Annotated in this window: 4 protein-coding genes and 2 tRNA genes; 3 read left to right on the top strand and 3 right to left on the bottom strand. The window is 70.3% G+C overall.

What is annotated here, in order from left to right; genetic code table 11:
• The first annotated feature begins 94 nt into the window (after nucleotides 1-94).
• Nucleotides 95-310, top strand: a complete 216-nt coding sequence (locus G6O68_RS11275; RefSeq protein WP_165247707.1) for a hypothetical protein — start codon at nucleotides 95-97, stop codon at nucleotides 308-310.
• 13 nt (nucleotides 311-323) lie between these two features.
• Here the strand turns inward: G6O68_RS11275 and pyrF are convergent, their stop codons facing one another.
• Nucleotides 324-1,268: an orotidine-5'-phosphate decarboxylase gene (pyrF, locus tag G6O68_RS11270; RefSeq protein ID WP_165247705.1), complete on the bottom strand. Its 945-nt coding sequence runs from the start codon at nucleotides 1,266-1,268 to the stop codon at nucleotides 324-326.
• A gap of 108 nt (nucleotides 1,269-1,376) precedes the next feature.
• Between pyrF and G6O68_RS11265 the strand changes: the two genes are divergently transcribed.
• Together G6O68_RS11265 and G6O68_RS11260 are read left to right on the top strand one after the other, a co-directional pair.
• A tRNA-Pro gene (locus G6O68_RS11265) sits at nucleotides 1,377-1,451 on the top strand.
• Between the two features lie 211 nt (nucleotides 1,452-1,662).
• Nucleotides 1,663-1,735: transfer RNA gene (locus G6O68_RS11260), tRNA-Ser, on the top strand.
• A gap of 2,443 nt (nucleotides 1,736-4,178) precedes the next feature.
• Here G6O68_RS11260 and G6O68_RS11255 read toward each other — a convergent pair.
• Together G6O68_RS11255 and G6O68_RS11250 are read right to left on the bottom strand one after the other, a co-directional pair.
• Entirely contained in the window at nucleotides 4,179-5,486 is a 1,308-nt protein-coding gene (locus G6O68_RS11255) for a tetratricopeptide repeat protein (RefSeq protein WP_165247703.1), read from the bottom strand.
• Nucleotides 5,487-5,933: 447 nt separating this feature from the next.
• Nucleotides 5,934-10,001 carry a WD40 repeat domain-containing serine/threonine protein kinase gene (locus G6O68_RS11250; RefSeq protein ID WP_165247701.1) on the bottom strand — a complete coding sequence of 1,356 codons (4,068 nt, stop codon included), beginning with the start codon at nucleotides 9,999-10,001 and terminating at the stop codon, nucleotides 5,934-5,936.
• Nucleotides 10,002-10,297: the final 296 nt, after the last annotated feature.

The raw sequence follows: 10,297 nt of genomic DNA, 5'->3' as shown, positions 1-10,297 counted from the left end.
CAGGGATCGGATCGCGTCGGCCGTCCGAACCTTCCCGCTCGAACGAGGAGCCCGCCCCTTGCGATGCCTGCGACGAGCCTTCGGAATCGGGACGATGGCGATCGTGGTCCTGGCCTCGGCCCCTGCCGCGTCGCGGGCCTGCCCGAACTGCAAGGAAGCGTTGTCCGCCCAGCCTGGCGAGGCGACGAGGATGGCCGACGGGTTCAACTGGAGCATCCTGGTGATGCTCGGCGTCCCCGCCGGCCTGCTGAGCGTCGGCGGCCTCGCCGTGCGACGGGCCGTCCGCAGCGGCGTCCTGCCCGAGTTCTGACGTCCGCCCTCGATCAGGCCGAGGCTGGTCGCAGCCGCCCCGCCGGCGTGTTCGCAGCCAGGTCGTCCACCATCTCGTGCACGGCCTCTTCGATCGCGCGACGCCAGTCGACCCCGGCGTCGCCCCGATGGGCGACCTTGTTGTAGGCGAACGTGATCCCCCGCGAATTGTTCACGAGCGCCCCCTGGCCGTCGGGCGCGAACCCCGCCGCGATGTCCTTCGCCGTCCCCCCCTGGGCGCCGTAGCCCGGGACCAGGAACAGCACGCCCGGCAGCTCCTCGCGAAGCTGGGCCAACTCGTTCGGATACGTCGCCCCGACGACCGCGCCGACGAGGTTGTACCCCTCCTCGCCCTGCTTCCCCTTCCCCCAGGTCTGCAGCCGACGCGCGACGTGGCGATAGATCGGCAGGCCGTCGCACACCAGGTCCTGGAATTCCCGGGCCGACGCGTTGCTCGTCCGCACCAGGACGAACACCCCCTTGTGCTCGCGGGCGGCGATCTTCACGAACGGGTCGATCCCATCGCTTCCCAGGTACGGGTTGATCGTCATCGCATCGACGTCCCAGGAGGGCTCGAAGGCCCCCCCGACCGGCGTCTTGCCCAGGTACGCGCGAGCGTAGGCCTCGGCGGTGGAGCCGATGTCGTTCCGCTTGCCGTCGAAGATCACCAGCACGTCGCGCTTCCGGGCGTGCTCGATGGTCGCATGCAGCGCGGCCACCCCTTCGGGGCCGTAGGCCTCATAGAAGGCCGACTGGAACTTCACCAGCGGCACGAGCGGAGCGACGACCTCCAGCACCTCGCAGCCGAACTCCCGAAGCGCATCCGCCACGCCGGCCCGCGTCCCGGGAAACCGCTCCAGGAAGCCCGGCGGCAGTTCCTCCGGCCTGGGATCGATCCCCACGATCACCGGATTGCCCTTACGCCTCACGGCTTGCACCACTCGATCGGCGAATTCCACGCTTCGTCCCCCCCTCCGCGATTGACAGCAGCTCCCGATACCCTACAATAAAACCCGTCGAGCGAAAACAGGCCGCGGGCGACCAAAGCCGTTTTCCCACACGACGATCGGGGCGTAGCGCAGCTTGGCTAGCGCGCTAGCTTGGGGTGCTAGAGGTCAGGGGTTCAAATCCCCTCGCCCCGACTCTGACGAAAATGAAGACCCGGTTTGGACTTACAACGAGTAGTCCAAGCCGGGTCTTCTCGTTTTCAGGAAGGAAGCTGCTATGTATTTGCGCGCCTCCTGCGCGCAAGGTCCGCTTGCGTCCCACTTGCGACGAGTCGTCGTCCAGGAGGATTCCGGGCCGGCCCGGGCTGGTCGCTACCGGACTCGTGGTAGGTTCGACCGCGACGAGGCGACGTTGACCGAGCGGCTAGGGATCCCGGGTTGGAACCCGGACTACGGGGGTTCGATCCCCCCACGTCGCGCTCGACTCCCCCTTCGGGAGGCGGCTCAGGAACCGGAGGAACCCGACGATGTCTTCAATCCGCTGACCCAGCCCAAGAAGTCCGTATCTCTATGTCCTCGTCTCCGAGGACCTAACCCCCGGCCCAACAAGCGGTCCACGCGGGCCTCAAGGCCGCCCGGTCCGGGCTCGTCCCGGCCGACGGCGAGCACCCCACCTGGTGCTCCTGACGACGCCCGACGCGGCGTCCCTGACCAGCCCTTCGCCCCGGCCCCGCCGGCGGCGGGGGCCTGCTCGCGCGGCTTTCGTCGCTCTACGGCGAGCACGTCGAGCCCCGGCTCCAGCACGGGGCTGAGTAGGCCGACGCAAACCCAGCTAGGCCATGGGTGGGGCGGCTCTCGGCCGCCTCGGGGCCTACGGGCTCTGGAAGGCGACCCGACCCCGGGGAAGACGAGGAGGAGGGGGTCGACTCGTCCGGGCGGCGACTCAGGCGACCCCCACGCTCAGGACGTCGTTCCGCGAGCTCGCATGATCTCGCCACTTCTTCGCCTGCGACGACACCCGCGACGTCACGGGGGATTTCGCCGCGGACGTCCATCCTTGCCCGGCGCCCAGGATGGGCGGCGGGTCGAGGCGACGATCCTGGAGATCCAGGACGGCGCGGAAAGCCGTCGGCGAGGATCTCTCGAGCGGTTTCGCGACGTCCTCCACGTCCGCCTGTGCCGCGACGGCCTGATCTCCGACGATGTGAAGTCGCGGCTCGCAGCCCTGGATGCGGAGGGCGGCCCGCCGGGGGGCGAGCCTCCGCCCGGGGTCATGTCCCAAGCCTCGCCGGACGTCCCGACCCGCCACTGGCTCGCGGACCATGAGGTCCAGGTCGACGAGGAACCGAGGCTACGAGGCGAGCGGAGGCGTCGAGCACAGCCCGAGTTGGAACGCCGCTCGAGGGCTCTGCATCCTCGCCGGGTCCATGGACCGGGGCCGCGCCGCCGCCCTGGACGCCGTCGAGGCGTTGGCGATGGAGGTCTTCGGGCGGGCGGGCGGGCGAGGGAGCATCCTCGGACGACGTCCGGAAGGCTTGCCTGGACCTGGGTTTCGCGATCGACCGCGGCCGGGGGCGGATCTATGAGAACGCCGTCGCCTCGGCGGTCCTGGCCGACCTGGCCCGGTACATCGAACCGGCCGAGCCCCTGATCCGCGACGCCTGCCATCGGGCCGTGACGAGCATACCCGATCTCCCCTCCCCCGAGGCGGATCGCGTACGGTTTCGCGCCCTCGAGGTGCTGACCGCCGTGGCCGAGGAGGCCCGAGTCGGGTCCGCCTGCTCTCCGAACCCTCGTCGGGCGGCGCGGCCCCGACGTCCGACGACATCGAGCGGGCCGGGGCGCACGGCCGGGCCGCCTTCTGGATCGCGTTCCACCTGCATTGCGAGCTGAAGAAGGACGGCGAACCCGGGCGACGTCCGCCCGAAACGCCCGCTTCCTCCCCGAGGGGGCGAGGCTGCTCGACGCCCTGCAGGAGACGCCTTGCTCCGGCGTGGTCCACTACCTTTTTTCAAAGCCTGGAACACGTGCTCGCCGCCGACCCTCGAGGCGTGTTCCTCCGCATCGCCCGGGCGGTCGAGGCCGGCGGGCATGAATTCGAGTCGATGGGTCCGCGTTCGAGATGCGGCTCGTGCCTCGCCGATCATCGGGACGTCCTGCGCGAGAATCCTGCCTGAATGCAAGCCCTCGTTCGGGTCCTCGACGCCTTCGTCCGCGCGAGGTGGCCGTCGCCCTTCGAGATCGCCTTCCTCTAGGACGTCGTCCGATGAAAGACGACGGCGTTTGCCGTCTGCGGGCTCAGGCTCGATAATCGCATCCTGCCTCGCGACGCCCCTCGAGCGTCGCGCGGCTTGAACGGCCCGCGACCTGCATCGCGATCTCCCGATGGGGGCGAAGACGCATGGGACGCCTCGATCGGACCGCGCTGGGGCTCGAGGACGGCGTCCTCCTGGAAACCGCCGGGTACGGCGGGAGGATCGCGATATGCGTCCTGCTGGAGCGGCAGGGTAAGTCCGAATACTGCGACCGGGTCGTCGCGAGGGTGCGCGACGAACGGGTCGCGACGGACGGGGTCTGGTGGGCGCCGGCGACGGCCGTGCGGACGAGGCGACGCTCGGCCGCCGGCCGGATCGGGCGGTTCTTCGCGAAGCTCGCGGGGGGGGCCTTCGGATGCGTCCTGGATCATGCCGGACGGGGAGGCCGCCGAACGCTGCGGGGGCAGGCGGTCGCTGCCCCCGGATTCGCTCCCCGCCCCAAGGTTCAGCTGGTACGTTGGTCGCGTCGGCCTTCATCAAGCGCGGCACATCCACGGTTGCCGCCGGTGCTGGAGCGATCTCTTCCGCGGAAGCCGCCTCGACCTCCTCGGAGGTAGGAGCGGCACCGGGGTCACGTACTCGCCGGCGGCCCCCGAAGGCCGAGAGATCAGGGCAAAGGATTGATCGAACCGTTCGAGAAATCCCGGACCGCGCGGGCCGCCGCATCCTGGGCGTCGCTTTCGGCCTCTCGGCGAAGTGCCGCCGCCGATCGCCTCAGCCTCGCGCCGGCGTCGCCCCCCCTCCCCCGGGGGCCGAGCAGGAATCTCTCCGAGGCCTCCGTCTCGGCCTCGGCCATCGCCTCGATCCGAGCCTTCCCCCAGCCCAAGCCGAGGTCGGCCGACTTCTGGTACCAGGCTCGTGCTTCCGCCATGTCGCGGCTCCCGCCGAGGCCACGTTCGTGGTACATGCCGAGCCAATAAGCCCCGTACGGATCGTCTCGTCGGGCGGCCTTCGTGAGCCATTCCTCGGCCTTGGAGGGATCGCGGTCGACCCCCGAGCCGTCGATGTAGGCGTGGCCCAGGTGCGCCATGGCGAACGGATTCCCCTCCTCGGCGGCCTTGCGGATCAGGCCGATCCCCTTCTCCGGGTCGCGCGGCACCCCGAATCCTGCCAGGTGGCAGATACCCAGGCGGGCCGACGACTCGACGTCCCCGGCGTCGGCCGCCTTGCGATACCAGGCGACCGCTCGCGGGAGGTCCATCGACACGCCGACGCCGTCCTCGTAGCAGGCGCCCAGGTGCCGCATGGCGAAGGGAGCCCCCGCTTCTGCGGCCACCTTCAACAGATCGACGCCTCTGCCGGCGTTCCGCTCCATACCGATCCCGAGGAGGTGGCACCAGCCGAGGTTCGCGGTCCCCAGTTCGCAGCCGAGGTCGTGGGACCTGGCCAGCCACATCTGGGCCGTCGGGTCGTCCTGCGTCACGCCTCGACCGTAGTTGTAGCAGACGAAGAGTTCATTCATCGCTCGGGAGTCGCCGCGCGCCGACGCGTCGCGGAGCAGCTCGAAAGCCCGCACGTCGGATTTCGCCACGCCAGAGCCCTCCTGGAAGCACCAGGCCAGGCGGATCATCGCCAGGGCGTGCCCGCGTCGAGACGCTTCGTCGAACCACTTCGCCGCCTCTTCCGGGGCCTCGTCGACGGCCGCCCCGAGCAGCAGGCATTGGCCGTAGAGGAACTGGGCGTCCGGATCGCCTTGCGCCGCGGCCTCGCGCCAAGCCTTGATGTGGCGAGGAGCCAGCTCGCGGCTGAGCCGGCTCGTCCCGAGCCCCTTGCGTTGGATCGAGCTGAATCGTCGGATGACCGGGTCCAGGTCGGCCGCCTCCTCCGCGGCCGACGCTCGCGTGAAGGGCGCGGAGGCCGCAATCAATCCCGAAGCGAAGATGACGACCAAACTCGCCGCTCGACTGCAGATCAATGGAAGACTCCTGGACGAACTCGTCCGACGGGATCCGACGGGCCATGGTGGAGGAGTCGCGCGATCCGCCGAAACGGGGGGTGTCGCACGACCTCGAGGAACTCGCGTCCTCGAGAGTCGAATCACCGAGTGGTCCCGCCCGCGACAAGAAATCCCGCCGACTTCCGCGTCCAGCCGTTCGTCGGCCTCTGGATGCGCCGTGATCACGGCGAGGCCGTCTGCCAGTGCGACGCAGTAACCCGCCCACGGAAGTGGACCGGCTAAGCGAGAGTTTTCCGAGGGCATGCCAGCTCGCGGGGTCCGAACGTCCCGCTGGTCGGACCGACATGCCGTCGCCGTTTCGCGGTCCGGTGACCATGCTTCCCATCGTCGACATGGGACACGGCGAGTCGTCGGCCTCGACTATTTGGGGCGGTCGCGGGAGGCACGAGTCCAGCACTCCCATGCTCACGGCGACGCATGCCATGCATGTTTGGCGACACCCGAGAGGGCCGCCCCCACTAGCCGCGTCCCTTGCGGGGAAAAAGCAAGCGTGGTGATCGGATCCCCCTTGGTCCTTCGGAGGGCGAGCACCTCCATGCCCGTCTGCAAGTCCCAGAGTCTGACATCGCCCCCGGAGCCGGCGGTGGCGACCCGCTGGGCGTCGGGCGCGAAAGCGACCGCGCCGACTCCGCCCGTATGGGCCGGCAGCGAGAGGATCTGCCGTTCCGTGCCCACCTCGCGGACGATCAAGGTCCCGTCGCGGTGCCCCAACGCGATCAACTCGCCGTCATTGGAGACGGCGTAGCTGTTCACCGCCTTCGGGTGGAGCCGCCGATCGGCCGCTTCCAGGTTGCCAAAGCGATAGATGAGCCGGCCTTCCGCGGAGAGGTCGAACAACCTCAACTCGAACGGGGAGTGCCACTCGCCGCCCTCGAGGTAAATCGAGCGACTGCCCAAAGACAGGAGGAGACGACTGCCGCCGCGGAGAAGGCGGACCCGGGGATTGAGACTCCTGCCCACCGCGAACCGGCCGCGCCGCGGGGGGGCCGCCGATTCCGGCCCCCACACTGCCCACTGCACAACTTCACCCGCACTTCCCGGGTTCCCGAGCTCCGCCTTGTCCTGTTCGTCCTGGAGGTCCGTCTGCCCCGGCAGCGTGTCTTTGGGGGCCACACCCTCCCGAAGCTGGGGCCCCGTGGGCATGTCCGCATACCCGCCGTGCACGACGCCGTTAATGAATCCGACCTGCTCGTCCTTCGTCGCCTTGGGAGGCGCGTCGACGTGCCTGTACTCCTCGAACTGGTCCTCCGGACCAGCCGCGAAATCCGCGGGATCGGCGGGATTGACGACCGCGGCCGATGCGAAAAGCGAGCCGTCCGGCAGCGCGTCGAGCCACATCACCGGGCCGTCGTGAATCCTGCGGGGGACCGGCTCGCGGCCGTCCTTGCGAATGGAGACGCCCCCGTCCATCTTGCCCAGGAGCACGAGCCCGGGTCGGGGAACCAGCCAACCGGACACCCCCTCCTCGTCTTCGAAGCGGATGGATTGCTCGACGCCGTCGTCCAAGCCGTACCTTCGCAGGAGGAATCCGCGGGGGGCGGACTCCCTTTCCAGCCAGGAGCGTCCATCGGGGCTGAAGGCGGATTGGTCCGCGTTCCTCGCCATCAGGTTATTACCGCTCGGCATCTGAACCTCGACGCTCGACGGCTCCCCTCGCCCATCGATGCGGAAGAGCTGCATCGTCTCCCCACAGATCGCGAGCCACCGCCCGTCGGGGCTGAACCTCATCGGCCCCCGGAATCCGTCGAGGTTTTCGGGCCATGTGTCGGCCCGAGGGGGCGTTTCGCCCACGGGCGAGTCGGATAGTCGCCAAAGGGTCTGGATCACCCGGCCACTCGGCAGTTCCCTCACCGTGACCGAACAGGGGCCGTCGGGCATGGCGTAGCGCGAGCCGTCGGGTGAGAACACGATCCCCCTGTAGTCCCCTCGGAAAGCGGACCGATCCGGCGCGTGGCTCAGACGGACACTGGAAGAATCAAGATCCCAGAATCGGACCTCCGCTTCGCTCCATTGAGCCAGCAGGTCGGACCGTGGACCGAATCGCCACAAGTACCCGGGGCCTTTCAACACCGCGAGCTCGCGCCCCGTCGCCAACTCGGTCACGTCTACGCCATTCGCGGCCCGGGGGAGGAGGAGAAGCCGATCGTCCGGGCTGAGCAGCCCCTGGTTCAGCCGCTCGGGCTGCGGGGCGGGCCGGCCGGTGGTCGCATCGAAGATGCCCAGCCGTCCCGCCCCGTTCGCTTGGGCATCGCCCCGCCGGGCGTCCTCGATCGGCCCGTCGCCATCCCCGAATTCGAGGGCGGAGGGAGGCCGGCACAGGACCAGCGAGCCGTCCCTTGAGAAGCGTAGGGGGGCGTTGGCGTCCGGGGGGATTGTACGGGGAGGCTCCCCCGTGCTTCCGGGCCTCTTGGGCCACCGGAGAGGCAGCGACCAGACGGCTTCGGGTTGGTCGATCCGCCAGACCCGGAGGTTCGTCGCCTCGTGCTCGTCCAGCGTCACCGTCGCGTGCTGACTAAGGTCCGGGGACAGGGCGAGGTCCAGGATCGGCCCGACGCCGACGGGCCGGCCCCTCCACTCCTCCGACGAGAAGAGGATCCGGCCGGACGCGAGGTCGAGCACCCATGCCCATCGATGCATCTCGTCCAGGACGCCGACTCGCGAGCCGTCCGCCGAGAACACCAGCCGATCCGGCTTCCCCCGCGCCTTGACCTGAGGCAGCAGGGAGCCGGACACCAGGTCCCAGACGTACAGCACGCCCGCCTCGTCGGCCGCGGCGATCCGCCGGCCCTGCCCGTCGATCGCGAGGGCCGCGAGCGGCGATCCCAAGGAGAGGCGGTGGATCTCGCTCCCGTCGGCCGAACGGCGAACAGCTATGGAGTTCGCGCCGGCCGGGACCACGTACCGGTCGCCTCGCCCGATGAACTCGAAGTACGGCGCGGCGGCTGGATCGGTCGTCACCACGAGCCCGGGAGACGAACGGCAGAGCAGGTCCAGATGCCGCCATTCCCACCCCCTGAATTCGGCCGAGACCTGTCCGAGCCGCCGCCGAGCGGCTCGGAGGTCGCCGGCCTCCCAGCTCTCGTGCGCCTGCCGGATCCGGCCCAGCTCGAACATGCGACGTGAGCGACGCGCCTGCTCCCGGGCGACCGCATCGGCGGCGACGGAACGGATCGCCAGGAGCGCGGAGGCGGCCAGCGGGTTGCGTCGGGTCCACATCCAGGCCCGCCGCGCCGGGCCGGCTCGGCGGGCGAGGACCGGGCGGCCGTCGAGGAATCGACGCAGGTCGTCGGCGAGCGCCTCGGCCGATGGGTAGCGTCGCGGCGGCTCCTTCTCCAGGCACTTCAGGCAGATCGTCTCCAGGTCGCGCGGCACGCCGGACTGGAGCCGCGAGGGGGGGACGGGCTCGCGGTCGCAGATCATCCGCAGCGTCCCGCCGACCGTCGCGGCCTGGAACGGGGGCCGGCCGGCGAGCATCTCGTAGAGGATGGCGCCCAGGGCGTACACGTCCGCCCCGGGCCCGACCTGCCCGTTGCGGCCGCCGGCCTGCTCGGGGGACATGTAGCAGGGCGTGCCCAGCATCGCCCCATCGCCGGTCCGGCCCGACTCTCCGCCCAGACGCTTGGCCAGGCCGAAGTCGGCGACCTTGGGCTCCCCCTCGGGCGTCATCAGGACGTTGGCCGGCTTGAGGTCCCGATGCACGACGCCGGCCCGGTGCGCCGCGGCCACCGCGCGGGAGATCGCCAACGCCAGCCCGGCCGCCTCGGCCGCGGGGATGGGAGCCCCCCCGAGGTGCTCCTTGAGGTCGCCGCCGCCGACGTACTCCAGCGCGATGTAGGGCAGGCCGTCAGCCTCGCCGATCTCGAAGACCTGGACGATCCCCGGGTTTCCGATCCGGGCCACGGCCAGGGCCTCGGCGCGGAAGCGGTCGAGCTCGCCGGGGCCGGCGTGGGGGCCGGCCAGGACCATCTTGAGGGCCACGATGCGGTCCAGGTCGACCTGTCGCGCCTCGTAGACGACCCCCATGGCCCCCCGGCCCAGCTCGGAGAGGACCTCGTATCCGGGCACCTCCGGGAGACGAGGGGTGGCGCCACGCAGGATGGTGCCGACCGGCAAGCCCAGCGGGCCGTATCGGGCCTCGTATTCCGCGGCATCGACCGGGCGGCCCGCGTCCCGGCGGAGCCGGACCTCGGTCTCCAGGATCGCGGCCAGGCGATCCGGGGCGTCGGCCAGCGCGGGGAAGCGGGCGAGGTAGCCGTCCAGGCCGGCGTCCAGACCGGCGGCCAGCCGCAGTTCCAGCTCGCTGTGCACCAACTCCAGCAGCAGGGCCAGCCGGTCGGAGCCTTCGACGCTCCCGAGATAGTCTTCGATGCGGGGGTCGCGGGCGGCTCGATGCTCCCTCTCGAACGCGTAGACGGTCGCGCCGATGGCGTCGTTCCGCGTCGTCCACGACCCCGTCGCCTCGCCACTGGACATGGCTCGTCCTCGAATGAATTCGCTCGGCTGGTTGCGTCTCCCGGACCCGACCCGGCAGCTCGCCCCATCCCTCCAGAGGTCCTATCACCGTCCTCCCTCGATCTACGCCAAGTCGAAGAAAGACTCCGCGCCGATCCCGGCCCGAACGGCGGAAGAGGAGCCAGGACCGGCCCCGATGGGTCGAGGGGGGCCGGCCGCGTTCCCGTCCATCTCCCCTGGCGCGGTCGGCCCCCCTCGACCCATCGGACGCGACGCGGGAGGCGGACCCCTCGAATCGGTCGGGAGTCCATCCTCAG

Origin of the sequence: Paludisphaera soli, assembly GCF_011064595.1 — a bacterium.
Lineage (GTDB): Bacteria > Planctomycetota > Planctomycetia > Isosphaerales > Isosphaeraceae > Paludisphaera > Paludisphaera soli.
The sequence above is the reverse complement of the archived record's forward strand: the minus strand, read 5'-3'. Positions and strand labels throughout refer to the sequence as shown.